General features: G+C 51.9%; 26 protein-coding genes. 9 read left to right on the top strand and 17 right to left on the bottom strand.

What is annotated here, in order from left to right:
- Positions 1 to 68 precede the first annotated feature (68 nt).
- From OGX86_RS00720 to OGX86_RS00695, 6 genes are all read right to left on the bottom strand, one after another.
- Positions 69 to 893 carry a PTS system mannose/fructose/sorbose family transporter subunit IID gene (locus OGX86_RS00720; protein ID WP_048215145.1) on the bottom strand — a complete coding sequence of 275 codons (825 nt, stop codon included), beginning with the start codon at positions 891 to 893 and terminating at the stop codon, positions 69 to 71.
- 11 nt (positions 894 to 904) lie between these two features.
- On the bottom strand, positions 905 to 1702 hold the full coding sequence (locus OGX86_RS00715) for a PTS mannose/fructose/sorbose transporter subunit IIC (RefSeq protein ID WP_003826527.1): 798 nt from the start codon (positions 1700 to 1702) through the stop codon (positions 905 to 907).
- Positions 1703 to 1767: 65 nt separating this feature from the next.
- Positions 1768 to 2262 carry a PTS sugar transporter subunit IIB gene (locus OGX86_RS00710; RefSeq protein ID WP_286639035.1) on the bottom strand — a complete coding sequence of 165 codons (495 nt, stop codon included), beginning with the start codon at positions 2260 to 2262 and terminating at the stop codon, positions 1768 to 1770.
- Positions 2262 to 2669, bottom strand: coding sequence for a mannose/fructose/sorbose PTS transporter subunit IIA (locus tag OGX86_RS00705; RefSeq protein WP_003031647.1), 408 nt, complete (start codon positions 2667 to 2669; stop codon positions 2262 to 2264). The genes OGX86_RS00710 and OGX86_RS00705 overlap by 1 nt, the downstream gene beginning before the upstream one ends.
- Before the next feature lie 9 nt (positions 2670 to 2678).
- Positions 2679 to 3485, bottom strand: coding sequence for an SDR family oxidoreductase (locus OGX86_RS00700; protein ID WP_136392421.1), 807 nt, complete (start codon positions 3483 to 3485; stop codon positions 2679 to 2681).
- Positions 3486 to 3554: 69 nt separating this feature from the next.
- Positions 3555 to 4508 carry a sugar-binding transcriptional regulator gene (locus OGX86_RS00695; protein WP_032942077.1) on the bottom strand — a complete coding sequence of 318 codons (954 nt, stop codon included), beginning with the start codon at positions 4506 to 4508 and terminating at the stop codon, positions 3555 to 3557.
- Positions 4509 to 4851: 343 nt separating this feature from the next.
- Here OGX86_RS00695 and rluF point away from each other — a divergent pair, with 343 nt between their 5' ends.
- Positions 4852 to 5727 carry a 23S rRNA pseudouridine(2604) synthase RluF gene (rluF, locus tag OGX86_RS00690; protein WP_008786901.1) on the top strand — a complete coding sequence of 292 codons (876 nt, stop codon included), beginning with the start codon at positions 4852 to 4854 and terminating at the stop codon, positions 5725 to 5727.
- Here rluF and OGX86_RS00685 read toward each other — a convergent pair.
- The 7 genes from OGX86_RS00685 to rtcR all read right to left on the bottom strand — a co-directional run bounded on the left by OGX86_RS00685 (position 5724) and on the right by rtcR (position 13029).
- Positions 5724 to 5996, bottom strand: a complete 273-nt coding sequence (locus OGX86_RS00685) for a YjbD family protein (protein ID WP_003826541.1) — start codon at positions 5994 to 5996, stop codon at positions 5724 to 5726. The two genes, rluF and OGX86_RS00685, sit on opposite strands and share 4 nt — an antisense overlap.
- 73 nt (positions 5997 to 6069) lie before the next feature.
- On the bottom strand, positions 6070 to 6828 hold the full coding sequence (locus OGX86_RS00680; RefSeq protein ID WP_032942078.1) for a DeoR/GlpR family DNA-binding transcription regulator: 759 nt from the start codon (positions 6826 to 6828) through the stop codon (positions 6070 to 6072).
- Positions 6815 to 7678: a Cof-type HAD-IIB family hydrolase gene (locus tag OGX86_RS00675; protein ID WP_128317009.1), complete on the bottom strand. Its 864-nt coding sequence runs from the start codon at positions 7676 to 7678 to the stop codon at positions 6815 to 6817. The genes OGX86_RS00680 and OGX86_RS00675 overlap by 14 nt, the downstream gene beginning before the upstream one ends.
- An 18-nt stretch (positions 7679 to 7696) precedes the next feature.
- The gene (locus OGX86_RS00670) at positions 7697 to 8536 is read right to left on the bottom strand and encodes a beta/alpha barrel domain-containing protein (protein ID WP_032942081.1); all 840 of its coding nucleotides are present in this window, start codon (positions 8534 to 8536) and stop codon (positions 7697 to 7699) included.
- Positions 8537 to 8563: 27 nt separating this feature from the next.
- Positions 8564 to 10150 carry a hypothetical protein gene (locus OGX86_RS00665; protein WP_057068619.1) on the bottom strand — a complete coding sequence of 529 codons (1587 nt, stop codon included), beginning with the start codon at positions 10148 to 10150 and terminating at the stop codon, positions 8564 to 8566.
- A 243-nt stretch (positions 10151 to 10393) separates the two neighbouring features.
- The gene (panS, locus tag OGX86_RS00660) at positions 10394 to 11332 is read right to left on the bottom strand and encodes a ketopantoate/pantoate/pantothenate transporter PanS (RefSeq protein WP_043018056.1); all 939 of its coding nucleotides are present in this window, start codon (positions 11330 to 11332) and stop codon (positions 10394 to 10396) included.
- Between the two features lie 110 nt (positions 11333 to 11442).
- Complete coding sequence (gene rtcR / locus OGX86_RS00655) at positions 11443 to 13029, bottom strand: RNA repair transcriptional activator RtcR (protein ID WP_286639032.1); 1587 nt, start codon at positions 13027 to 13029, stop codon at positions 11443 to 11445.
- Positions 13030 to 13479: 450 nt separating this feature from the next.
- On the opposite strand from rtcR, the gene OGX86_RS00650 reads away from it, so the two are divergent.
- Together OGX86_RS00650 and OGX86_RS00645 are read left to right on the top strand one after the other, a co-directional pair.
- Positions 13480 to 14607 carry a slipin family protein gene (locus OGX86_RS00650; RefSeq protein ID WP_286639030.1) on the top strand — a complete coding sequence of 376 codons (1128 nt, stop codon included), beginning with the start codon at positions 13480 to 13482 and terminating at the stop codon, positions 14605 to 14607.
- Positions 14608 to 14612: 5 nt separating this feature from the next.
- Positions 14613 to 15398, top strand: coding sequence for a nucleotidyltransferase domain-containing protein (locus tag OGX86_RS00645; RefSeq protein ID WP_168978985.1), 786 nt, complete (start codon positions 14613 to 14615; stop codon positions 15396 to 15398).
- A 42-nt stretch (positions 15399 to 15440) separates the two neighbouring features.
- On the opposite strand, the gene lysC is transcribed toward OGX86_RS00645, so the two are convergent.
- Entirely contained in the window at positions 15441 to 16790 is a 1350-nt protein-coding gene (gene lysC, locus OGX86_RS00640) for a lysine-sensitive aspartokinase 3 (protein ID WP_003826556.1), read from the bottom strand.
- A 314-nt stretch (positions 16791 to 17104) separates the two neighbouring features.
- Here lysC and pgi point away from each other — a divergent pair, with 314 nt between their 5' ends.
- The 5 genes from pgi to OGX86_RS00615 all read left to right on the top strand — a co-directional run bounded on the left by pgi (position 17105) and on the right by OGX86_RS00615 (position 22975).
- Positions 17105 to 18754, top strand: a complete 1650-nt coding sequence (gene pgi, locus OGX86_RS00635; protein ID WP_003826559.1) for a glucose-6-phosphate isomerase — start codon at positions 17105 to 17107, stop codon at positions 18752 to 18754.
- 391 nt (positions 18755 to 19145) lie between these two features.
- Positions 19146 to 19388, top strand: coding sequence for an exopolysaccharide production protein YjbE (yjbE, locus tag OGX86_RS00630; RefSeq protein WP_003826562.1), 243 nt, complete (start codon positions 19146 to 19148; stop codon positions 19386 to 19388).
- Between the two features lie 118 nt (positions 19389 to 19506).
- Positions 19507 to 20145 (top strand): YjbF family lipoprotein, encoded by a 639-nt coding sequence (locus OGX86_RS00625; RefSeq protein ID WP_213786438.1) that lies wholly within the window; start codon positions 19507 to 19509, stop codon positions 20143 to 20145.
- Positions 20142 to 20879, top strand: coding sequence for a capsule biosynthesis GfcC family protein (locus tag OGX86_RS00620; RefSeq protein WP_286639026.1), 738 nt, complete (start codon positions 20142 to 20144; stop codon positions 20877 to 20879). The genes OGX86_RS00625 and OGX86_RS00620 overlap by 4 nt, the downstream gene beginning before the upstream one ends.
- A complete protein-coding gene (locus tag OGX86_RS00615; RefSeq protein ID WP_286639023.1) occupies positions 20879 to 22975 on the top strand; it encodes a YjbH domain-containing protein in 2097 nt (698 codons plus the stop codon). Before OGX86_RS00620 ends, OGX86_RS00615 begins: the two co-directional genes overlap by 1 nt.
- An 86-nt stretch (positions 22976 to 23061) precedes the next feature.
- Here the strand turns inward: OGX86_RS00615 and OGX86_RS00610 are convergent, their stop codons facing one another.
- Positions 23062 to 23514, bottom strand: a complete 453-nt coding sequence (locus OGX86_RS00610; protein ID WP_008786912.1) for an acyltransferase — start codon at positions 23512 to 23514, stop codon at positions 23062 to 23064.
- A 138-nt stretch (positions 23515 to 23652) separates the two neighbouring features.
- Here OGX86_RS00610 and psiE point away from each other — a divergent pair, with 138 nt between their 5' ends.
- Complete coding sequence (gene psiE / locus OGX86_RS00605) at positions 23653 to 24063, top strand: phosphate-starvation-inducible protein PsiE (protein ID WP_003031674.1); 411 nt, start codon at positions 23653 to 23655, stop codon at positions 24061 to 24063.
- 45 nt (positions 24064 to 24108) lie between these two features.
- Here the strand turns inward: psiE and xylE are convergent, their stop codons facing one another.
- Positions 24109 to 25584: a D-xylose transporter XylE gene (xylE, locus tag OGX86_RS00600; protein ID WP_008786913.1), complete on the bottom strand. Its 1476-nt coding sequence runs from the start codon at positions 25582 to 25584 to the stop codon at positions 24109 to 24111.
- 324 nt (positions 25585 to 25908) lie between these two features.
- Positions 25909 to 26799 carry a maltose ABC transporter permease MalG gene (gene malG / locus OGX86_RS00595; RefSeq protein ID WP_003826575.1) on the bottom strand — a complete coding sequence of 297 codons (891 nt, stop codon included), beginning with the start codon at positions 26797 to 26799 and terminating at the stop codon, positions 25909 to 25911.
- Positions 26800 to 26813 lie beyond the last annotated feature (14 nt).

Here is a 26813-nt window from a genome sequence, read left to right as displayed (position 1 = left end):
TGTTACCACCTCTTCCTCTTTCGAGGACTATTTGTTGAAGTTGCCCCGGCATCGCCGGGGCGAAAAAATCAGGACAGGAAGCCCAGCGCGTTACCGATAATTCCCAGCGCAAACAGGGCGAAGATCAGCCATACCGGATTAATTTTCCTGTTGAGCAGACGCACCATCAGCAGCGTCAGACCCAGCGCCAGCAGGCCGGGGCAGAGTTGGTCGAGAATGTTCTGCACGGTCATGGTGACGGTGGTGCCGTCTGCGCCAGGCGTTTGCGATACCACCAGCGGCACGTTGATGCTGGTCCATTTGGTGACCAACACCCCCATGACAAACAGGCCGAGAATCGATGCGCCTTCGGTCAGTTTCTGCAGCAGGTTGCCGCCCATGTCGCTGACGATATTGACCCCTTTACGAAAGCCAAGCTGTAAGCCGTACCACTTCATGGCAAGACGTACTGCATTGAAAATAAAGAAGAACAATAGTGGGCCGAGAATGTTTCCGGACAGCGCCAGCGATGCGCCGAGCGCGGCGGTAATCGGGCGCAATGTTCCCCAGACCAACGGGTCGCCAACACCGGCCAGCGGGCCCATCAGCCCAACTTTGATGCCGTTGATGGCCCCGTCGTCAATTTCCGCACCATTAGCGCGAGCTTCTTCCATCGCGGCGGTCACGCCAATCACCGGGCCGCACACGGCAGGCGTGGTGTTGAAAAACACCAGGTGGCGTTTGAGTGCTGCAACCTGGTCCTCTTTCAGCGGATACAGGCGCTTGATGGCAGGGATCATGTCGTAGCAAAAGCCCAGTCCATGAATGCGTTCAAAGTTGAATGACGCCTGTTGCAGATTGGAGCGAACAAACATGCTAAACAGGTCAGATTTGGTCAGTTTTTTCTGTTCCATGGCTGGCTCCATTAGTCATCAAGCTGATCGAGAGCTTGAGAAGAGGCGGGTTGCGCCTGCGGTTCGGCTTTACGCCACTGTGGGTTCAACTGGATGTAGACCAGCGCGATAATCACGCCAACCCCACCGAAAGCCAGCAGGCTCAAATCGAGATAACCCCCAGCGATAAACCCGAGGAAGAAGAAGGGCATCAGGTACTTCACGCCCATCATGCGCAGCACCATGGCGTAGCCGACCACCACGATAAAGCCACCGGCAATCTGCAATCCGCGGGTGACGAATTCCGGAATGGCGTTGAGCATATTGCTGACCATATCGGCGCTGACAAACAGCGAGACGATTAATGCAGGGATGGCAACGCGCAGCGCCTGTACGCCGAGAGCGGAAACGTGCAGCATGTCGATGGTGCGAAAGCGAGCGTCTTCGGCTGCTTTATCTGCCGCGTGCTGGAACACCACGGTGATGGTACGGGCAAAGACAGTTAGTACCTGACCTGCCGCCGCGACTGGCAGGGCGATGGCGATACCGGTAGCAATGCTTTGCTGACCGACGATAACCAGAATGGCGGAGATAATACTGGCGAGCGCCGAATCGGGAGACTGCGCTGCGCCGACGTTCATCCAGCCAAGAGCGATTAACTCCAGCGTGCCGCCGAGCATAATCCCGGTTTTTAAATCACCAAGGATTAGGCCGATAACGGTACAAGCAATTAGCGGACGGTGGGTCTGGAACTCATCCAGCACGCTGCCCATTCCGGCAATACAGGAAAATAGGAATATGGCGATAATTTGTAGGGTACTTATTTCCATAATATGTCACCTTGTGAATGTGATCATCCCTGCCTGTTAAAGCATAAGTACACAGGCATTTTTATTTATTCAGCAAACGATTGTTCTTCTATTTTTTCGAGAATATTAATAGATGGATCGGATGCGACAACGCGTAAATCCAGCGTAACACCCAGTTTATCTAACTCACGAAACGCATTAATGTCGTCGCTGTCTAAAGAAATGGCTTTGGTTAATTGTTTTTTACCTGGTCGCCAGGCCATGCCGCCAATATTTAACGTGGCAATTTTTACCCCTTGTTTTACCATTGCTAATGCATCCTGTGGGCGGGTAAATAGATAAAAAACGGTTTCGTTCTGGTATTGCGGATTATGGTAAACCGCGACCGCCTTTTCGATATTAACGACGTTCACTTTCATTCCCGGTGGGGCAGCCTGACGTAATAATGTGCGACGTACTTCATCGTTATAAACGTCGTCATTACAGATAATAATCCGTTGGGCATTCGCCACCTTCGACCAGACGGTGGTGACCTGACCGTGAATCAGGCGGTCATCAATACGAGCAAGGGTAATGTTCATCAGAAATCCTCTTCGGCCGTTTCCAGATGCTTCCAGACGACACAGGTTTGTTGAGCAATGGTCGTCAGGTGTTCGCACAGTTCATCTACATTCATACTGCTTTGGTTGTCTACCAGCTCCAGCGCCAACGGCAGTGATAACCCGCTAATGACCCGTATCGCCGGATTGTGCATCGCCAGCGTCGCGGCAGCATTCCAGGGACTGCCACACTGTAAATCGACAGCAATCAGCCATTCATCGCCGGTGTGAATACTTACTAACTTTTTTAGCTTTTCCACAATGTCGCTGGCGTTCTCTCCGGGGACAAATGCCACGGCTTCAACGTTGGCATCACCGTAGACCATCTGTACCGATTCCAGCATGGCGCAGGCCAGTTTGCCGTGAGCACAGAAGATTGCATTGACCATAAAACCTCCTTAGCCGCGCGTTTTTCCGCCCGCAATGTTAGTGGTTACTCCGGTGATGTAACTGGCGCGCTCAGATAAAAGATAACAAACAAAATCAGCGACTTCGCTTAAGCGCCCTGATCGACCAATCGGGATCGCGTTCTTGGTGTAGCCCTCGCGCAGCTGTTCGACGGTGATGTTGCGGGTCCAGGCCAGCGCTTCTTCATACTCGGGGGTCCGCAGTCCGGTTTTTTCCAGAATGCCAGGTGCAATACCAACCACGCGGATGCCGTGTTTGCCCAACTCTTTCGACCAGGAACGGGTAAAACTATTCAATGCGGCTTTGGTCGCGGCGTAACAGCTTTGACCTTCAGAACCTTCCAGTCCGCTTTCGGAAGAGACATTCACAATCACGCCGTTACGCTGTTTTATCATTTGGCGTGCCGCTGCCTGCGACATTAAGAACACACCTTTCTGGTTGATATTAACCATTTTTTCGAAAGCAGCTTCGTTGAGTTCGTATTGCCCGGCGGGTGCTTTTTCATCGACCAGCAGACGCGGAAAATTAACGCCAGCATTATTTACCAGCCCATCAATATGTCCGTAGCGTTGGATAATTTCAGCGACAGTATGATTAACCTCTTTGGCACTGGAAATATCCGTTGGCCAGAAATGATACCCGTCATGGCTATCGTATTTACCTTCTCCGCCATGAATATCTGCCATTTGTACATTAGCGCCTTGCGCTAATAACTCTTCGACAATCGCCAGACCAATTCCGGATGCACCACCGGTAACAATAATGACTTTGCCCTGCAAGTTTAACCACGTTTGCATAATAAACTCCCGATTCAGATAAGGGGATCCCACATAAAATTAATTATGGCAGGACCAATTAGAATTTATTTACTTCAACAATAATTCAGCGGTATGACTGTTGGTGACTAAACAGTTAATATAATTCCCACGTAATGCGCCTAATATCCCACTGTATTTTTCTTCACCCATTGCAATGCCAATGGAGTAACGCGCCTGTTTTAATTTATTGGTTTCGATGGAGAGCGTCTTTTCACTCATATTGGTCTCTACGGTTACACCGTTGATATCGTAAAAGCGCGAGCAAATGTCTCCGGCGACCTGGCGGGCATGCAGGTCATCACTCTCTTCACTGCCGTAAAAGGCGTGCCAGTTGGCGCCATCACGTATCGCCGGAGATCCAATCCCGACCAGCGCGATGTCCAGATTATCCCAGTACGCAGAAATCGATTTAAAATGTCGTGACTGCATGATCCCGTTACGGATCAGCGGGTTTTCCAGCAGTGCCGGGAAATCTGCCAGGTGTGATTCCCCTTTGAGCTTTGCCGCAGCGCCGTAGGTCAGCGTATTGACGTGGTAGCGGCTTTCAAGCTTGCCGGATGGTCCGCCGATAATCGGCACACAGATCAGCTGGCGCGACTGGCTGGCAGGAGATAATCCTTCCACCAGTCCCCGTACCGCGCGGCCCCATGAGAACCCGATAATGTCCCCAGGTTCCAGTAAGCGTTCCAGCAACTGTGCGCCATGTACGCCCATCATATTAAGTTGTTCATCTTCCTGCTCGCTATCGCAGGAGACTACGACCGCCTCTTTCAGGCCAAATTTCTGTTTTAGCTGCTGTTCCAGCCACAGATTTTCGTTGTAGTCGTAATTAATGGCGATGGTGACGATACCCTGCTCGCGTCCACGTTTTAGTAACCGGCTGATTGTGGTGCGATAAATACCCAGCTCGCGGGCGATTTGCGCTTGTGTCATATCCTGTTCGTAATACAGCTGCGCTATTTTTACGATCAGGCGGATATCATCGCTGTTTTCCGTCGCCATTTTTGGACTCCTGCACATTTGTGCAAATCACGAAATTGCCTTCTTGATCTGATATAACCCCATCTGTTCTCCATCTCAAAGCTATTTTCACTTATTTCAGCGCCCTGAAATGACCGATTGTGTTGCACATTTGATGTGGTGATGGCGCGTTGTCGGCACAGATGTGCATACCTCTCTAATGTATTGATTCTGCTTGTTTTCACTCAACAAAATTGCAGGGATGGATCGCTGACACTTTTGTGTCAAAAGGTGTGACGGATCACAAATAGCGCGTGGACAGTCGAACACGATTATTTTTTATCGTCCGCAAGGTAGGGTATATTTCGCTGTCAAAGGAGAAACTATGCTGCCCGACTCATCCATCCGATTAAATAAATACATCAGTGAAAGCGGAATCTGCTCGCGCCGCGAGGCGGATCGCTTTATCGAACAAGGGAATGTCTTCCTGAATGGTAAACGCGCCACCATCGGCGATCAGGTGATGCCTGGCGACGTCGTAAAAGTAAATGGTCGGTTGATTGAGCCGCGTGAAGCGGAAGATCTGGTTTTTATCGCGCTGAATAAGCCGGTAGGGATTGTCAGCACCACCGAAGACAGCGAACGCGACAACATTGTTGATTTCGTGAATCACAGCAAGCGCGTGTTTCCAATTGGTCGTCTGGACAAAGATTCTCAGGGACTTATCTTTCTGACCAACCACGGCGACCTGGTGAATAAAATCCTGCGTGCCGGTAACGATCACGAAAAAGAATATCTGGTGACGGTCGATAAGCCGGTCACTGATGACTTTATCCGTGGTATGGGGGCCGGTGTGCCCATTCTCGGTACCGTCACCAAAAAATGTAAGGTGAAGAAAGAAGCGCCGTTTGTGTTTCGCATTACGCTGATTCAGGGGCTTAACCGTCAGATCCGTCGTATGTGCGAACACTTTGGCTATGAAGTTACCAAGCTTGAGCGTACGCGTATCATGAACGTTGGTTTGTCTGGTCTGCCGCTTGGTGAATGGCGCGACCTGACAGATGACGAACTGATCGATCTGTTCAAGCTGATTGAGAACTCGTCCTCAGAAGCCAAACCGAAGGCGAAAGCGAAGCCAAAAACCGCAGGCATTAAGCGTCCGGTGGTGAAAATCGAAAAATCAGCGGAGAAAGAGAAATCGCGCCCGGCGGCAAACGGTAAGCGTTTTACTTCGCCGGGACGTAAGAAGAAGGGACGTTAACGTCTGCCGCGCGTCGGCGTATTTGCTGACCAGGAAAACGATGCTTCCGCATCCGGTTTATAGGCCTGCTTTTTCTTCAACTGGCGGGCTTTTTTAGCTTCTGCTTCGCGCAAGGCCATCAGTTTATCGATGTACTCTTTCTTGATGCTGTTGGTCTCTGCGTTGGTCAGCAGGCGACCATGCGCAATGCGCGCGCGGTCGAGCAGCGTTTTCAGTTCACGCTGTTCGCGCTCGGTCATCTCTTTTTGGGTAATGCGGGGGAGTGCCATATGGGTGCCCTCTGTTAGCCGATATCCTCAGTGTACGGTAATCCAGAACCTGCTGATAGCGTCATGTATTGTATTATTCAGCAATACGTAATTTTCCGGCAAAGTCCTGCTGTGTATAGCCCGTTGTTCTGAATCGCTTGTCTGTGATGATGTTATCGATCTCTTTTAATGTGGCGATACACATCACACCGTCCTGGCCAAATTTTGTATGGTCGGCAAGAATTACCGACTTTTTACTCATAGCAATCATTGATTTGGCAACATAGGCTTCATCGAAGCTTTTCACCAGCACACCATGTTGAGGTGAAATACCACCCGCGCCGATGAAGCAGATATCTGCGTGAATAGTGTTTATTTGCTGACAAACGGAGACGCCGAGATTGGCGCGGAAATGGTAGTCATATTCACCACCTAATACATAAACGCGCGCTTTGAGATTATGTTCTTTGATTTTATCGGCAATCAAGGCTGAATTAGTAATAACGGAATAGGCCAGAGGAGGTAATTGTTCGGCCAGAATAAGATTGGTTGTGCAGGAATCAATGAATAGAGTGTCGTGCTCGCTGACCATCCCGGCGGCAAGTTTACCAATTGCCATTTTTTCTTCGCGGTGTATATCAATCCGCGCGCCAAATTCATCTTCCTGAACAACCTGCTTCTTGACGGCTCCACCGTGAATCTTGGTAATTTGCCCTTCAGACTCCAGGATGGAGAGATCGCGGCGAATGGTCTCTGATGTGACTTTTAGCGTTTCCGATAATTTGATAACCGTCACTTCACCGAATTTATTTAATTCATCGAGGATATGTTTTCTTCTTTTAATCGGGTTCATTATTTTCCGCCAACGTCGTGCTTTGGCGCATGGTAACTGGATGTGCAGAGCAACGCAACCACTCCAACGCACAGACAATACCCTCATCATCATTAGAGGCCGTCACATAGCTGGCTTGTTGTTTTACTGCCTCTGGCGCATTCCCCATTGCAATACCAATGCCGGCGGCGGAAAACATACTGATATCGTTTTGCTGGTCGCCAATCGCCGCAACCTTTTCTGCTGTTATATTTAACTGGCGCATTAACATGCTAATAGCATAACCTTTATTTATTTCGCTACGTTGGATATCAATGTAATTCTCCCCAGTGATAGTCGCTGTATAGCCATAAGGTAATTTATTATTCACTTCTGCAAACAGTGCATTTATTTTTAACTGCTCAGTAACGAGTGTGATTTTATAAATATCATGCCGGTTTAAAATATTTCCAGGTGCTGCCGAAATAAGTGGTAATTCAAATAAACGGGCTTCATAAGTTGTCCATGGCGCTACCTGTAGGTCGCAACGATGATAAATAGCATCGGCGCTAAAAAAGTGATGAGGGCAGAGGGAAAGTGCAATATGTCGGTCAATATCCCGAAGATTCATACAAGAGAGCGCTGCAGTATGAATATTGCGCTGCTGCGCCATCTCGAGGATCTGACCTCCGTTAAAGCCTGCGCACCAGCCAAACAGCGCATTAACCTGCTGCTGCTGTAGCAGGCGCATCATAGAGGAGACCGGTCTGGCGGAACAGGCGGCCAACAGGCCACCGCGCTGGTGGAATTCTACGAGTGCTTGACGAGTGCGTGGACTGATTGTCTTTTGCGAAGTCAGTAGTGTTCCATCCAGATCGGTGACCAGTAACATGCTTTTTTTCCCTTAATATCAATGCGCAATAAACGGTGTGACAGCCTCTTTGGCGGCGTTGCAGACCATATTGTCGATTGCCGTACCGACGACCAGAATATTGACCCCGGTATCCTTAAACGCTTTGGCATTGGCGAGGTTAATTCCGCCTTCCGCCAGCGTCGGCACGCTTACCGCGCCGACCAGTGCCCACAGGCGATCTTTAATGGCTTGCGGAATATCACCTGCGGCTACGCCTTCGTAGCTCATACCGGTCATTAAACCAATCATGTCGACGCCAATTTCCTGCATCCGTTTTGCTACGCTGGCGACCTCTTCCGGAGTGCGCGCAGGAATACCGAAGGTATGCAGGTCATCCGGGTGACCAATATAAGCATCAACGGTCAGGCCATACTGATGGGCGAGATTAACGATGTCCTGTAGATCGTCCCAGTCGGATTTATGGGTGTGTAAGCCATCGGCACCAGCACGGGCAATCTCCAGTATCTCTGTTTCCGTGAGCGGGACTGGTAACGTTTCGGTAAAGCCACCTGCGATACCGACGGTAATGAAGATATCGTCAGGGACCACATTACGTACGCCATGTACTGCTTCGGCCATCTGGCTGTTAGTAATTTCGTGGCGGATTTGTTCCGCCGCGTGCATGTTGCTCACCCCCTTATGCCCACGCGCTAACGCCAGTGCGGGATGGTTCGGTTCGAGCAGCTTAACGCCCGCCTCACATACTGCTTTTGCCAGACGCGCATCGTCGCCGGTTATCCCTGTGCTGAGGATGGTCTGCCCGCCGTGCAGCGTGATGGCATCTTTCACTTTCTGTAACGCTTTAGCGCGTTTTTTATTCATATCGCCTTTAAACATGGTGTACCTCTGGTGTTGGTGCATTAATTAATGGGCTGACGCGGTAGATTCTTTCTGTGCGACAGCCTTAAAACGGTTGGCAATAATGGTGGAAATACAGGTCAGGCCCATGACGGTAACCATCACAATCGCCATTTGCAGCGCATTGCTGGATAAGAACGGAGAGGCAAATGCGGGGACATAAGCCACGCCTTTGACGTTAAAGAAACCCAGCATCATGCCGCCCAGACCGGCCCAAACGATCGCTGAACCAAAGACAATTTTGTTGGCAAACATGAACGGATAGGCCGATTCAACGAAGGTCCCAAAGCCGAGGTTGATAAGCAGGCCGGGCGTCGCGACGGCTGCTTCGCTTTTTTCTCGTGGTGCGATGACGTTAGCCAGGTTGATTCCTGCAGCAACCATCACCAGGCCTACCATATCGACAGCGCCGAGGAAGCTGACTCCGGATTTTTCCATTTCCAGGAGCACCAGCGGCAGAATGACTGCGTGATAGACTCCCCCCAGAATAGCTGGCCAGATAACCAACCCAGCCAGCAGGCCAGCAAGAATAGGGCTGAAGGCCAGCGTGCTTTCGATAGCCAGTTTGATGTAATTACCTGCTGACAGCGCCAGCGGACTCAGCAGATAGTGCATGATTAACCCAGCGGCCAGGCCTGAGATCCCACCCGCTACAATGTTGACGGTGGTCATCGGAAAGCGCCAATTCAGGCATAATTCGAACAGCCAACGAACGAAAATCCCGGCCATCAAACCACCGATGATCCCTCCAATCAGACCGCCTTCGACGGAAAGTACTCCGGCGACCACCCCGGCAACAATTGAGACTTCATCCAGTTCCGAAATCTGTTTTGCTGCGAGAACCGCAACTAAAACCGGTAGGCCCTTCAGTAGAATTTCAAAGATATCGTTGAGTTTTTCCAGGCCCGGAATGTGACTGAGTGCGAGCACGATTGCCATGGCAATAAAGCCCGGCAGCGCAGGGATCATTATGCTGCGAATATTGAAGCGCTTAAGCAGACTTTTTCCAGAACCGCCCTGTGAAGGAGAGGCACTGCCCAACTGTGGTTTGTATTTAACGCCCCAGTGCTTACACAGTGATGCGATGAAGGAGACTGCGCGGGTCCGGCTGGTGGTACCCGTCGTGCCCGAGGTTGCGACGACATTTGCCCCTTTTGCCGCCACTAGCGCCATTGAGGTTCCGCCGGTGCCAACAATCGGTGTTTTCATTTCAACAGCTGCGGCAAAGACCGCCTGGTTGGCCTTCACCGGATCGGCGCTCATCACGATGATCCCGTCGATCTCACCGTTACGGATCATTTCAGCAATCCTGCAATCGCTCTCAACTACCGAGTCGTTCACATCTGAAAGTTTGCCCTGAAATATCCTTTGTGGTTTTTGTTGGTTTTCTGTGGTTAGTGCAAATACCGACGCTGGCGTGTGAGCTTTGGCAACGTCCATTGAGGCTTCTGCCGCAATGAACTGCACAGCGGCAACTTCCACTCCTGCGGCTTCGCACTGCTGGTAAATTTCCTGGAGTAGCTTTTCTGGTTCAGCACCACCCAGGTTGTAGAGGTTGCCTCCACTGCTTCCAATAATCGCAATTTTTTTCATAGCGGCCTCGAAGATAGGGTAAGGGTTTATCTGTGTTGTAGTGGAATTATATTCCCAATTAAAACAAACCAAATCAACATGCATAAAATGATTGAATTGGGGTTTTAAACAGGTTTATTTGTATATTTGATTGAAATATAACAATTAAATAATTATTTTGTTTTGTGTTGATATTTGTTGTTTTGTGATGGGGTTCAAATGCAGGTAGGGAGAAATGGAGGATGCCTCCTCCATTTATGAAGATTAGTGTTGTTTTACTGCGTGTGGTTTCTCTTCAATCGGCTTACCGGACCAGTAGCCAGCCAGCAGCGAACCGGAAAGGTTGTGCCAGACGGAGAACAACGCGCCGGGCAGGGCGGCAAGCGGGCCAAAGTAGATCTTGCCCAGCGCAGCGGCAAGTCCTGAATTCTGCATGCCCACTTCGATAGCCAACGTCCGGCAGGTTGACTCGTCGAAACCAAACAGTTTTCCGCCCCAGTAGCCGCCGAGCAGGCCAATGGTGTTATGCAGGATTACGGCGATAATCACCACAAAGCCGACCGACGCAATGTGCGAGGCAGAACCCGCCACGACGGCGCTGATGATTGCCAGAATGCACACCATAGAAAATGCGGGCAGATAGGGTTCCACGGCTTTTACGACGCGTGGGAACAGGTGGTGAATGACCAACCCCAACGCAATCGGAATGACCACGATCTGCAGGATACTCAGCAACATACCCATCACATCGACCTGGATATGCGCATCGACATACAGCCGTGTCAGCAGCGGTGTGGCGACAACGCCGACCAGCGTTGAAACCGATGAAATAGTCACAGAGAGTGCCACATCGCCTTTTGCCAGATAGATCATGACGTTTGATGCCGTTCCGCTGGCGACGCTACCGACCAGCACCATCCCTGCGGATAATTCCGGCGGCATGTTAAATGCCAGCGCTAAAATCCATGCGGCGAGCGGCATCACCAGATAGTGCAGGAAAATACCCGCCGCGACGGGTGCTGGACGTGAGAGTACGCGTTTAAAGTCGTCCACCTTCAGGTGAACGCCCATGCCGAACATGATCAGCATCAGTAACGACGGCACGAATGGCCCGACAGGCGTAAAGGTGGTGGGCGTGTAATACGCAATCACAGAGAGCAGCAGCGCCCATAACGGGAACAGCCGCGTGAGAGTAGCGAGCATGTTATATTCCTTGCGATTGAAATGTGTTGTGTTGTTATAAAAAGCCGGGTTCGAGCCCGGCTATAGTTATTGTTTATCGCGTGATGAAATATTATTCAAACAAATTATGTTTATGTTCCGCTGCGAACGTTTTCCCAGCTCAGCCCGAAGCGGGCGAGATATTTTCGCAAGCGGTCTGCATCGTTAGGATTGGCTTTTTTCTGCCGTGAGACGGCAAACAGTTCGCGTCCGGCTTCCGACAGCGACGCGCTGCGGCGGCACACTTCCAGAACCGTTTCTAACTGGCGGCGATCGAAAAGGTCAATGTCCATGTCCATGTTCAGTTCCGGTTGCGTAGCGGTAATCTGCCAACTCTCTTTTAATAACGCAATTTCTTCTTCGACAAGGGATAAGGTGATGCGTCCCTGTTCGGCAAGCGTCGCCATTCGCGCGATGGATGAACTTAGCTCACGAAAATTGCCGCGCCACTGCGCCTGTGGGGAGCAGGCAAATGCCAGATAACAAGCACGTGCCTCTTTGTCGAAACGGATCTGCATCTGTTTACTGCTGGAAAAACGGTGTAGCTCATACTCGACGTTCGGAGCGATATCTTCCCGCCGCTGCGCCAGACCGGGCAGGGCGAAGTTCCACATATTGATACGCGCGTAGAGATCTTCGCGAAAACGGCCCTCGGCGACCCATTGCTGCATGTCGCGATGGGTTCCGGCTATCAGTTGAAAATCGCTGTGTACTTCTTTGTCCGATCCAAACGGGAAAAAGGTTTTTTCCTCTATCGCTTTTAGCAGCATGGCCTGCTCGTCCAGCCCTAACTCGGCTATCTCATCAAGGAACAGCACGCCGCCATCCGCTTCACGCAGCAGTCCGCTGCGCGCCGTGAGTGCGCCGGTAAACGCCCCTTTCACGTGACCGAACAACGTAGACATCGCATTGTCGCCACGCAGGGTTGCGCAGTTGACGGCGACCAGTTTCCCTGCCACCAGATGCCTCGACTGGCGTAGCTGAAAAATACGTTTCGCCAGGAAGGATTTACCCGCGCCGGTGGGGCCGGTGAGCAGGATCGGGTCGGTCGAACGTAATGCTACACGCTCAATGCGATCGATCAGTTTATTGAAGGTGGCGTTGCGCGTATCAATCCCGTCTTTCAGAAAGGAGACAGACTGTTGCTGTTCGCGCTGAAAACGACTGGTGAGCGTGGCGTAGCGGCTTAAATCGAGATCGATTATCGAGCAAACGCCGGCGGCGACGGCCTCATCCGATGAACCGGCTGGTGCCGGGCTGGTTTGCAGCAGGCTGGCGGGCAGGTAGCGGGCTTCCGTTAGCAGAAACCAGCAGATCTGCGCGACGTGCGTCCCGGTGGTGATGTGCACCAGATACTCTTCGTTTTCTGTATCAAAGCTGTAGTGGGTGGCGAAGTCGAGAAAGGCGGCGTAGACCTCCTCAAAATCCCAGGGGTCGTTAATAGTCACGGCATGCGGACGTACTTCGGTGTCAGGTGAGAGCAGCGCGACGTCTTCAATCAACCTTTGCGCCATGCCTTCATCGCGTGGCTGGTGGAGTAGTTCCAGTCTGTCGACAGGGAAATCAGGCTGTTGGCACAATCCAACCGTGGGGCGCCACTTTTTAAACCGATTGGCGCGTTTACCGCGTTTGTCCAGCACCGTACCCAGTACGCCAATTACAACCCGCCGCTTTTTCATGGTTTATCCAAAAAGATAAGTTAAGAGATTAAAAGATAAAAAAATTAACCAAGTGAGACAACTGCCAATATTGGCGAAAACAATTAAATTTATATAAATCAATTTATTAAAAATAAATTCTGACGATTTTCATTTCTGGCACGCTTCTGGCAATAACTCTTACGTCAATCACGCTGAAAACGCAGGGGGTTAAACCCCGCCGGCACGTCAGGAACGGCACAGGCTGTTTTCCGGGAGTGTTCCGTCAGCCGCTGACACACAGTGGGTTCGATTCCCAATTTCATCCTCCGAATGAAAACTGGTTGTTAATCATAGAAATAAAACGGAGCGATGCGCAGTTAGCACGCTCCAGAACAGGCTGCCGGTAAAGATGCCGTGCGACAGGCAAAAGGGAATTCCCCTGCCGCTTCGCCCCTGCACCCGCACCTGACTCACAATAAGGAATAAAAAATGAAGAAAAAAATCACTATTCGTAAAGGCCAGCTTGGCCTGTTATCCCGACAGGGTGATTACTATCAGATACTGGATGCAGGTGAACACCGTTTGCCATGGTTTAACACACCGGATGTTCTGGTGATCAATACCGATGGCAGCGAAATTCCGGAAGCGCTTGCGGAGTATTTACGTCGCTTCCAGCCTGCATGGGTGGAGCAGTACTGTGTGGTGGCCGATTTAACCGATACCGAAGCGGGTGCGCTGTATGTGAACGGCGTCTTGCAGGAAATTTTGCCACCGGGAACGCGCCGTCTGTATTGGCGCGCAGAGGAAGCACTGAAGCTGGTGCGTATGGATACGCGTCAGGTTTCGGTACCGGTTGAGGTGATGAATGCAGTGCTACAGCCACGACGTAACGGTACGGTGAAAGGTCGTGAAGCTATCTTAACGGTACAGGTTCCTGCGTGGCATGTTGGTGTGCTGAAAATTGATGGCGAAACCCAGACGCTGTTGCCGCCAGGGTTGACCGCATACTGGAAGGTAAACCATCTGATTGAAGCCGAAGTTGTTGATACTCGTTTACAGGTACTGGAGGTCGGTGGACAAGAGATCCTGACCAAGGATAAGGTCAACCTGCGTTTAAATCTGGCCGCAAACTGGCGTTATGGCGATGTGTTGCTGGCTTTTGGCCAACTAACCAAACCGCTGGATCACCTTTACCGCGAATTGCAGTTTGCCCTGCGGGAAGCGGTGGGAACGCGCACGCTGGACGAGCTGCTGGAAGATAAGCAGGTGATCGATGAGGTGGTGAGCGCACAGGTGAAAGCCCGAATGACACCGTTTGGTATCGAGGTCGCTTCGCTCGGCGTGAAAGATATTGTCCTGCCGGGTGATATGAAGGCCATCTTGTCCCAACTGGTTGAAGCTGAGAAATCCGCCCAGGCCAACGTGATCCGCCGTCGTGAAGAGACTGCCGCGACGCGATCGCTGTTGAATACCGCGAAAGTGATGGAAAACAACCCGGTGGCGCTGCGCTTAAAAGAGCTGGAAACCCTTGAAAGAGTCGCTGAACGTATCGATAAAATCTCGGTGTTCGGAGGCCTGGACCAGGTGCTGCACGGCCTTGTGAACATAAAAGGATAAGAATAATGAGCTACAACACAGTGGACGGCGCGATGCGCGAAAGGGTATTGCGCCAGCTAAAAGAGGTAGAGCAGCGCTATGGCGTCAGGGTGCTGTATGCCTGTGAATCCGGCAGTCGTGGCTGGGGATTTGCCTCGCCGGACAGCGACTACGACGTGCGATTTCTCTATGTTCATCCGCCTGAGTGGTATCTGCGGGTTGAAGCGCCACGAGATGTTATCGAGTTGCCGATAGATGATGAGCTGGACGTCTGCGGCTGGGAATGGCGCAAGGCGCTGGGGTTACTGAAAGGCGCAAACCCTACGCTTATTGAGTGGCTGGATTCGCCAGTGGTCTATCAACAGGATGAAGTGACCGTGTCGGCGCTGAAAGCGTTGGTGCCCAAATGGTTTTCCCCGCTACGTGCCCGCTGGCACTACTACTCGATGGCGCGGAAAAACTTCCGTGGCTATCTGCAAGGTGACGACGTGCGATTGAAAAAGTACTTTTACGTCATTCGCCCGCTGCTGGCGGTGCGTTGGGTGGAGGAGGGGAAAGGCGTGCCACCGATGCGTTTTGCCGATCTGCTGGCGGGAAGTGAACTGGATGCGCCATTGCGTCAGGAAATTGATGAGCTGCTGGAGCGCAAGCAGTGTGCGGGTGAAGCGGAATACGGCCCGCGTCGTCCACTGTTGCATGCGTTTATCCGCGCCGAGCTGGAAAGAGGAGAGATTCCGCCGACGTTACCGGATAGTCGGGAAGGCGATGTCAGGGAGTTGGACAGATTGTTATATGAAACGGTGATGCGGTGAAAATGCCCGATGGGACAAGAGCCATCGGGCGTTGGCATCTACTCACTCAAACAAATTATGGTGCAGCTTCTGTACCACCTGTTCGGCTTCAGTACCGGGCACCAGGAAGCACAGGTTATGGCTGGACGCGCCGTAGCAAATCATGCGGATGTTGAATGGCTCCAGTACGCCGAACACCTCTTTACCCACTCCACAGGCTTTGGACAGGTCGTTGCCAATCAGTGCCACCAGCGCCAGGCCTTCTTCCACTTCAACCCGACACAGGGCAGACAGTTCCATCAGCAGAGACTGTGTTAACAGTGTATCGCCGGTGGAGGTCGAACCGGTGGTATCCAGCGTCAGCGCCACGCTGACTTCGGATGTGGTAATTAAATCGACCGAAATATTGTGGCGCGCCAGGATGCCGAACACTTCCGCCAAAAAGCCGCGAGAGTGCAGCATATTCAGGCTATGCAGCGTCAGCAGCGTTTGCTTACGACGCAGTGCCAGCGCCCGGAACAGCGGTGGATTCGCGGTTTTATTGCATACCAGCGTACCGCCTGCTTTTGGATCCTTACTGGAGCCAACAAACACCGGGATATCGCTACGCACGGCAGGTAACAACGTTGCCGGGTGCAGCACTTTCGCGCCAAAGGTCGCCATTTCTGCTGCCTCTTCAAAGGCGATTTCATCAATACGCTGCGCCGCCGGAACAACGCGCGGATCGGTCGTGTAAATGCCAGGAACATCGGTCCAGATATCGACGCGCGTGGCGTGCAGCGCTTCGGCCAGCAGGGCAGCCGTATAATCGCTCCCGCCGCGCCCCAACGTGGTGGTGCGGCCTTTACCTTCACTGCCGATAAAGCCCTGAGTAATCACCAGACCTTCGCTCAGACGCGGGGCCAACTGGAGCGTTGCCAGTTCGGCCAGCGCCGCGACGTCAGGTTCTGCGCGGCCAAAACGATCGTTGGTGCGCATCACTTTACGTACGTCAAACCACTGCGCCTGCACGTTGCGCTCACGCAGGATCTCGACGAACAGCAGGGTAGACATCAGTTCACCGTGGCTAACCAGTTCGTCGGTCAGCGCGGTTGAGGTCGCCAGTGACGCTGCTTCTGCCAGCGTGGTGATGTTTTCCAGCAGACGTTCAATCTCTTCACGTATCACGTTTGGATAACGCAGGCGTTCCAGAATATTGAACTGAATTTGACGAATGGCATCGAGTTTTTCGAAGCGCGCGGTTGGCTCCAGCCCTTCAGCCAGTGCGACCAGCAGGTTGGTGATTCCCGCAGAAGCGGAAAGTACCACTACACGGACGTTAGCATCAGAAAGTACTACATCAGCGCTGCGATTCATGGCATCAAAATCCGCCACGCTGGTACCGCCAAATTTGGAGACAACTACATCAGTCATAACTACCTCGTGTCAGGGAATGAATAGAGCGACCATGGCACATAAGGCAGAACAGAAACCGGTGCAGGCGCAAATGCAAATACCGTATTTATAAATAAAATGTGTAGCTTGCACTGTCAACGCTGGGATTATGCGGATTTTTCATGCTGCAACTGCGTTGAGTAACGGTACTAATAACAACGCTGATAACCGCTATACTATTTAGCCACGTTTGGCGGATGCCCTGGCAATGGCATTAAAACAATCACACTTTTCTGTGACTGGCGTTACAATCGATCTCAGTCACAATTCTCAAAATCAGAAGAGTATTGCTAATGAAAAACATCAATCCAACGCAGACCTCAGCCTGGCAGGCACTACAAAAACACTTTGAAGAAATGAAAGACGTTACTATCGCGGATCTTTTCGCGAAAGATAGCGATCGTTTCACTAAGTTTTCCGCGACGTTTGACGATTTGATGCTGGTGGATTTCTCCAAAAACCGCATCACTGAAGAGACGCTGGCTAAACTGCAGGATCTGGCGAAAGAAACCGATTTGGCGGGTGCCATCAAGTCCATGTTCTCCGGTGAGAAAATCAACCGCACTGAAGACCGTGCCGTGCTGCACGTGGCGCTACGCAACCGTAGCAATACGCCTATCATCGTTGACGGCAAAGATGTCATGCCGGAAGTGAATGCTGTGCTGGAGAAGATGAAATCCTTCTCTGAAGCGATCATCTCCGGAAGCTGGAAAGGCTATACCGGTAAAGCCATCACTGATGTAGTAAACATCGGTATCGGCGGTTCTGACCTCGGCCCGTTCATGGTGACTGAAGCGCTGCGTCCTTACAAAAATCACCTGAACATGCACTTTGTGTCTAACGTCGATGGTACGCACATTGCCGAAGTGCTGAAGAAAGTGAACCCGGAAACCACGCTGTTCCTGGTCGCTTCCAAAACCTTCACCACCCAGGAAACCATGACCAACGCCCACAGCGCGCGCGACTGGTTCCTGGCGACCGCAGGCGACAACAAGCACGTTGCCAAACACTTCGCAGCGCTCTCCACTAACGGTAAAGCGGTTGGCGAGTTTGGTATTGATACTGCCAATATGTTCGAGTTCTGGGACTGGGTTGGCGGTCGTTACTCCCTGTGGTCTGCAATCGGTCTGTCCATCATCCTGTCCGTAGGCTTCGACAACTTTGTTGAGCTGCTCTCCGGCGCGCATGCGATGGACAAACACTTCTCCACCACTCCGGCTGAGAAAAACCTGCCGGTGCTGCTGGCGCTGATCGGTATCTGGTACAACAACTTCTTCGGTGCCGAAACCGAAGCAATTCTGCCGTATGACCAGTATATGCACCGTTTCGCGGCCTACTTCCAGCAGGGCAACATGGAATCCAACGGTAAATACGTTGACCGTAACGGCAATGCGGTGGATTACCAGACTGGCCCAATCATCTGGGGTGAGCCGGGTACTAACGGCCAGCATGCGTTCTACCAGCTGATCCACCAGGGCACCAAAATGGTTCCATGCGATTTCATCGCGCCGGCCATCACCCACAACCCGCTGTCGGATCACCATCCGAAACTGCTGTCTAACTTCTTCGCGCAAACCGAAGCACTGGCATTCGGTAAATCTCGTGAAGTGGTTGAGCAGGAATACCGCGACCAGGGTAAAGATCCGGCAACGTTGGACCACGTTGTGCCGTTCAAAGTGTTCGAAGGTAACCGCCCAACGAACTCCATCCTGCTGCGCGAAATCACGCCGTTCAGCCTGGGTGCGCTGATTGCACTGTACGAACACAAAATCTTCACTCAGGGCGCTATCCTGAACATCTTCACCTTTGACCAGTGGGGCGTTGAGCTGGGCAAACAGCTGGCGAACCGCATTCTGCCAGAGCTGAAAGATGGTTCCGAAGTGAGCAGCCACGACAGTTCTACCAACGGTTTGATTAACCGTTATAAGTCCTGGCGTGCCTGATAGCACACACTTGTAGGCCGGATAAGGCGTTTAGCCGCATCCGGCATTAATGAAATAAAAAGCCGATATTAATATCGGCTTTTTTATAAGAATGCTCCAGGATATCTACGTTTTAACTTCATACCTTAATTGAGCTTAATCCTAAAATAATTTTATTAATGTTATTCAATTTCTGATGTTTTCGGATTTACCGGATATTGCATTTTAATTTTTATATTTTAATTTATTGATTTAATTGTTTTTGTTGTATTTTTTAATCATTTTTCCTTTCGTTATCTAATTATCCTAAATTCCCGCGTGGCGTAATTTGCACACTTTGGCTTGTGTATACTCGATCTCGCCCGAAATTCTTTTGGGTAAATCTCCATTCATACAATGAAGGGAATTTGTGATGAAAAAAGTTCTGTATGGCCTGTGGGCTATATCTGCGCTTGCGGCAACTTCTGTCTATGCCGCCCCCGTTCAGGTGGGTGAGGCTGCAGGGTCGGCTGCCGCGTCGGTTTCGGCAGGAAGTTCCTCCGCAACCAGCGTGAGCACCGTAAGTTCTGCAGTGGGGGTCGCCCTGGCGGCGACCGGTGGCGGCGATGGTTCTAATACCGGAACCACAACCACCACAACCACCAGTACCCAGTAATAAAGGTACGTTTAATTCTAACCACACTTCGGTGTGGTTATTTTGAATTGCCAAAAGTATGTGGGATTTGTAGGCCGGATAAGCGTTGCGCCACCCGGCAATAATGCGGAGAAACGTCGTGAAGCGACCAGCGCTCATAATGGTTTGCCTGTTACTGCAGGCGTGCTCAGCCACCACCGAAGGGTTGGGGCATTCGCTGTGGGATAGCGTGTTTGGTACTCCCGGCGTACAGATGACGGACGATGAAATCCAAAATATGCCCTACGCCAGCCAGTATATGCAGCTAAACGGCGGTCCCCAACTGTTTGTGGTACTCGCATTTGCGGAAAACGGACAGCAGAAATGGGTGACTCAGGATCGGGCTATTCTCGTCACGCAGCATGGGCGCATTGTGAAAACGCATCTCGGCGGGGACAACCTAATTGAGGTGAATAATCTGGCGGAAGACCCACTCATCAAACCCAATCAGATAGTCGATGGCGCAACGTGGACCCGCACAATGGGCTGGACTGAACATCAGCAGGTACGCTATGCCACCGCGCGATCGGTTTTCAGATGGGATGGCGCAGACACCATCAAGGTCGGCAGCGATGACACCCCGGTACGGATCCTCGATGAAGAGATAACTACCGATCAAACGCGCTGGCATAACCGCTACTGGATCGACAGTGAAGGGCAGATTCGCCAGTCGGAACAGTATCTTGGCGCGCATTACTTCCCGGTGAAAACCACGCTGATTAAGGCGGCAAAATCATGATCAAACGAGTCGTTATGGCGCTGCTGTTGAGCCTGAGCGCAGCGTCTGTTTTTGCTGCGGGCAGCGTCAAGGTCTTTACCTCCGCCAGCGAAGAGCCAAAAACGCTGACCGGGGCCGAACATCTGCTCGACCTGGTTGGACAGCCGCGGTTGAGTAATAGCTGGTGGCCAGGCGCGGTTATCAGCGAAGAGCGGGCAACGATGGAGGCGGGACGTCAGCAGCAGGCATTACTGGCTCGCCTGGCGACACTGGGCGCTGAAGAAAGCGGTGACGATGCCGAGGCTATCAACACCTTACGCCAGCAAATTCAGGCGCTGAAGGTGACCGGCAGACAGAAAATTAACCTTGACCCGGATGTGGTGCGCGTCAGCGAGCGAGGTAACCCGCCGTTGCAGGGCAATTACACGCTGTGGGTCGGAGCGCAGCCAACGCATATCACGCTGTTTGGCCTGCTAAGCCATCCGGGTAAACAACCGTTTATGCCCGGGCGTGATGTTGCCAGTTATCTCGATGGGCAAAGTCGGCTCAGCGGCGCGGATCGTAGCTTCGCCTGGGTTATCTATCCTGACGGGCGCACGCAAAAAGTACCGGTCGCTTACTGGAACAAACGTCACGTTGAGCCGATGCCCGGCAGCATCATTTATGTCGGACTCTCTGATGCTGTCTGGAGCAGCACCCCGGATGAAATTAATGCCGACATTCTTCGCACCCTGACCCAGCGGATACCCGAATAATGAGAAAAACTTACCTGCTCAGCTTACTGGCGCTGGGCGTAAGCGTTGCCTGCCACGGTGAAACCTGGCCCGCGCCCATTGGACCTTCGCAGTCCGATTTTGGCGGCGTGGGGCTGCTGCAAACCCCAACCGCACGCATGGCACGTGAGGGCGAAATGAGCCTCAATTACCGCGATAACGATCAGTACCGCTACTACTCTGCGTCGGTGCAGCTCTTCCCGTGGTTGGAAACCACGCTGCGCTACACCGATGTGCGTACCAAAAAATACAGTAGCGTGGAGTCGTTTTCTGGCGATCAGACTTACAAGGATAAAGCTTTTGATCTCAAACTACGGCTGTGGGAAGAGAGCTACTGGATGCCGCAGGTGGCGGTTGGCGCGCGAGATATTGGCGGAACTGGCCTGTTCGATGCGGAGTATATTGTGGCGAATAAAGCCTGGGGGCCGTTTGATTTCTCGCTTGGCCTGGGCTGGGGATATCTCGGGACCAGCGGTAACGTCAGCAATCCGTTTTGCTCATACAGCGATAAATTCTGCTATCGCGATAACAGCTACAAGCAGGCCGGTTCTATTGACGGCAGCCAGATGTTCCACGGCCCGGCATCACTGTTTGGCGGCGTCGAGTATCAGACACCCTGGCAGCCGTTGCGTCTGAAACTGGAGTATGAGGGAAACAATTACCAGCAGGATTTTGCGGGCAAGCTGGATCAGAAGAGCAAGTTTAACGTCGGCGCTATTTATCGCGTCACCGATTGGGCCGACGTTAACCTCAGCTATGAGCGCGGGAACACCTTTATGTTTGGGGTCACGCTGCGGACTAACTTCAACGATCTGCGGCCAAACTATAACGACAATGCCCGCCCGAAATATCAGCCACAGCCGCAGGATGCCATCCTGCAACATTCGGTGGTGGCGAATCAGCTAACGCTGCTGAAATATAACGCCGGACTGGCCGATCCTAAAATTCAGGTGCAGAGCGATACGCTGTATGTGACCGGTGAACAGGTGAAATACCGTGATTCGCGCGAAGGGATCGAACGTGCCAACCGGATCGTGATGAACGATCTTCCCGACGGGATCCGCACGATCCGTATTACGGAAAATCGTCTTAACTTGCCGCAGGTGACGACCGAAACGGAGGTTTCCAGCCTCAAGCGTCATCTGGAAGGTGAACCGTTGGGCCATGAAACCCAGCTGGCGCAAAAACGTGTTGAGCCCGTGGTGCCGAAAAAGACCGAGCAGGGCTGGTATATCGATAAGTCACGCTTCGATTTCCACATCGATCCGGTGCTTAACCAGTCGGTGGGCGGCCCGGAAAACTTCTATATGTATCAGTTGGGCGTGATGGGAACGGCGGATTGGTGGGTTACCGATCACCTGCTGACCACCGGGAGTTTGTTCGCCAACCTCGCCAATAACTATGACAAATTTAACTACACCAACCCGCCGCAGGATTCGCATTTGCCACGAGTGCGTACCCATGTGCGCGAGTATGTGCAAAACGATGTCTACGTGAATAACCTACAGGCCAACTACTTCCAGTCACTCGGAAACGGGTTCTACGGACAGGTTTACGCTGGTTATCTGGAAACCATGTACGGCGGAGCGGGGGCAGAAGTGTTGTATCGTCCGTTAGACAGCAACTGGGCGTTTGGTGTTGATGCCAACTACGTGAAACAGCGTGACTGGCGTAGCGCGCAGGACATGATGAAATTCACCGACTACAGCGTGAAGACCGGGCATTTGACGGCGTACTGGAATCCGTCATTCGCTCAGGATGTACTGGTGAAAGCCAGCGTGGGCCAGTATCTGGCGGGAGATAAGGGCGGAACGCTGGAAGTGGCGAAGCGCTTTGACAGCGGCGTTGTGGTAGGCGGCTATGCGACCATCACCGACGCCTCGCCGGATGAGTACGGAGAGGGTGATTTTACCAAAGGGGTGTACGTATCCGTGCCGCTGGATCTGTTCTCGTCAGGTCCGACCCGCAGCCGTGCAGCGATTGGCTGGACGCCGTTAACGCGTGATGGCGGCCAGCAGCTTGGACGTAAGTTTGGTCTGTACGACATGACCAGCGACAGAAGTGAGAACTTCCGTTAATCGAGCCGTTTGCCAGCCGGATGACGCTACGCTTATCCTGCCTGTACTGCAGGCCGGATAAGGCGTTTACGCCGTCAGCTGGCAAGTTACAGGCGACGCAATAATTTTGCCGGGTTTCCTGCATACACGCCTTTCTCGGTGATCGATTTGGTCACCACGCTCCCCGCACCGATGACCGCGCCATCGCAGATGGTGACCGCCAGAATGGTCGCTCCACTGCCGATTGAGACATCGTTGCCAATCGAAATTCTTCCCCAACTGTTGCGGTCGGCGTTGGGTTTTCCTTCGCGAAACATATCGTTGGCGAACATCACGCCATGACCGATAAAACAGCGGGCGCCCAGGGTGACATATTCGCAGATGAAAGTGTGCGACTGAATTTTGCTGTCTGCGCCAATTTGCGTATTACCCTGGATTTCAACAAATGGCCCGACAAAAACGTTGTCACCCAATGTGCAATTGTAGAGATTTGCGGGTTCATAAATCACCACGTTCTCACCGCAGGTAACGTTGCGGACAGCGGATTGTCTTAGCTGCATACTTCATCCTGTGAAATGTGTCGTGACATTCATCATTCCCCGCTGACCTTTCTTGCACAAAACATAAACAAAAAATGTAGATCTCTGTCACATTTTTGCGTTATACAGGAACCTCGCCACTGAGTAAGAGGTGCTGTTATGACGTCGCTATCTCGTCCGCGCGTGGAGTTTATCTCCACCATCTTACAGACCGTGTTGAATCTGGGACTGCTGAGTCTGGGCCTGATCCTGGTTGTATTCCTCGGGAAAGAAACGCTGCATCTGGCGGATGTGCTGTTCGCGCCGGAACAAACCAGCAAGTATGAGCTGGTGGAAGGGCTGGTGGTTTACTTCCTCTATTTTGAATTTATCGCGCTGATTGTGAAGTACTTTCAGTCGGGGTTTCACTTTCCGTTGCGCTATTTTGTTTATATCGGGATCACCGCGATTGTGCGGTTGATCATTGTCGATCATAAAGCACCGATGGATGTGCTGATCTATTCTGCGGCGATCCTGCTGCTGGTGATCACCTTGTGGCTGTGTAATTCAAAACGGCTGAAGCGAGAGTAAAAGACAACACGCCGCAATCGGGCTGCGGCGTGTTGCAGGTCAGGATTACTGCGCAGAGGCAGGCTGGGTTTTCTCTGCGGCGGGTTCCCACAGTTCTTCAAGTTCTTCCAGCGTTTTGCCTTTGGTTTCTGGTACAAACTTCCACATAAACAGCGCCGCCAGAATACCCATACAACCGTAAATCCAGTAGGAGAAACCGTTGTGAAAATGGGAAACCAGCCACGAATTTTTGTCCATCATCGGGAAGGTCCAGGAGACGAAATAGTTCGCCAGCCATTGTGCGGCCACCGCAATGGCGAGCGCTTTGCCGCGAATCGCATTGGGGAAGATTTCTGCCAGCAGCACCCAGCAAACCGGTCCCCAGGACATGGCGAATGCGGCGACGTAAAACAGCATCGACAGCAGTGCAACCAGCCCGGAAGCCTGGGTATAAAACGCGGTACCGAGGCTGAACATACCGATGGCCATGCCCAGAGCGCCAATAATCTGCAGCGGTTTGCGACCAAATTTATCCACCGTCATAATCGCCAGCACGGTAAAGCTCAGGTTGATCACGCCAACAATGATGGTCTGTAACAGCGCCACATCGGTGCTGGCTCCCAGCGTTTTAAACACCTCTGGGGCGTAGTAGAGCACGACGTTAATACCGACGAATTGCTGGAAGATAGACAGCATTACGCCGATGACGATAACGCCTGCGCCAAACATCAGCAGGCGACCACCGGTTTTACGACCATGGTCCAGAGACTGATTGATCTCCTGCATGGCCTGGGTGGCGAGGGTGCTGCCCATAATTTTGCGCAGAATACCTTCCGCCTGCTCGTGTCTGCCACGCGCCATCAGCCAGCGCGGGCTTTCTGGCACGGTGTACAGCAGTAGTAAAAACAGCAGGGCGGGAATACTTTCGGACGCAAACATATAGCGCCAGCCATCGGTATTCAACCAGTTAGCGTCGCCAGAACGGGCGATAAAATAGTTAACGCAATACACCAACAGTTGACCAAAAATAATGGCGAATTGGTTAAATGACACCAATTTTCCACGAATATGTGCGGGTGCCAGTTCAGCAATATACATTGGTGAGAGCATTGAGGCTAAACCTACGCCAATACCACCAATGATACGATAAATAACAAATTCGGGAACGTATCCGGCCAAATAAACAGGTACGGCGTTATCTGGATTAATAGTTGTAAAACCTAATTCTGGCCAGGCGGAACCAATACCGGAAATAAAGAACAGCAGAGCCGCGATTTTCAGCGAGTCCCGGCGGCCAAACCGGTTACTGCAATAGCCGCCCAGTGCACCGCCGATGATGCAGCCTATCAACGCACTGGCGACGCAAAAGCCCAACAGCGAGTTGGCGGCGGATTCACTTAAATGTTGTGGCGCGACAAACACGGTATTCAGGGATTCTACCGTACCGGATATGACCGCAGTGTCGTAGCCGAATAATAGCCCTCCTAACGTTGCCACTAATGTAATCGAAAAAATATAACTGGAATTATATTGAGAGTTCATTCAGACCTGCCTTAGAGGATACAGCTCTTTTGATCAGTGCCGTGATGTTGAATTTAACAGGCAGGGAAGACAATTATCATTTTTTACATTGCAATTACGTTTTGTCTTTTCTGTGATCTTAATTCTGTTTAATTTATCTATATTCAGACAGGAAATAGAATTGCAGTGATGGAGAGCACGAAAGGAAATAATCGTAACAGTGATGCAAAATAACATAAAAAAAGGGCGCTCCGTAGAGCGCCGAATAACAGTCACAGGTTGGGATAACATAAGTTGAGGGTTGCAGTGGCATTGCCCGTTGCCGGGCAGGTACTTCGGTAAAACTTAACCTTTCACACCACCCGCGGTCAGACCGTTGACTAGCCAGCGCTGCGCCAGCAAGAACACCAGAGTGATCGGAATGGCTGAAAGTACAGCCGCGGCGGCAAAGTCGCCCCACAAATAGTTCTGTGGGTTGAGGTACTGCTGCATACCTACCGCAAGGGTATAGCTGTTCACATCACGCAGCAGCAGTGACGCGACCGGTACTTCGGTAATAGCGGCAATGAAAGACAGAATAAACACGACCGCCAGAATCGGAACGGAAAGCGGCAGCAGCACCAGGCGGAATGCCTGCCATGGCGTAGCGCCATCCAGCGCGGCCGCTTCTTCCAGTGAACCATCGATAGTTTCGAAATAGCCCTTTATCGTCCATACATGCAGCGCAATACCGCCGAGGTAGGCGAAGATCACGCCGCCGTGCGTGTTCAGGCCGATAAACGGAATGTACTGGCCCAGGCGATCAAACAAAGCATACAACGCGACCAGAGACAGCACCGCCGGGAACATCTGGAAAATCAGCATCCCTTTCAGCAGGGTTGCTTTACCCGGGAAACGCATACGGGCAAAGGCGTAAGCACAGGTGGTGGAAAGCGTCACGATACCGATCGCGGTAATGCTGGCCACTTTCACCGAGTTCCACAGCCATAACAGTACCGGGAACGGCGGTGGCGTCACGCGGCCATCCGCGTGTTCAACGCTAAAGCCCAGCGCCAGTTTCCAGTGTTCCCAGGAGATGTTTTCCGGGATCAGGCTGCCGGTGGCAAAGTTACCTTCGCGCAGCGAGATAGCGATAACCATCAGCAGCGGGAACATGATCGCCGCGATAAAAATCAGCAGCCCTAAGTGCGTTGCGAATAAACGTAACTTTTGTGATTTCGGTTGGACCATAGCCATTGTCGTTATCTCCC

It is taken from the genome of Citrobacter sp. Cpo040, from assembly GCF_030332915.1.
In the GTDB taxonomy this organism is placed as follows: domain Bacteria; phylum Pseudomonadota; class Gammaproteobacteria; order Enterobacterales; family Enterobacteriaceae; genus Citrobacter; species Citrobacter portucalensis.
The sequence above is the reverse complement of the archived record's forward strand: the minus strand, read 5'-3'. Positions and strand labels throughout refer to the sequence as shown.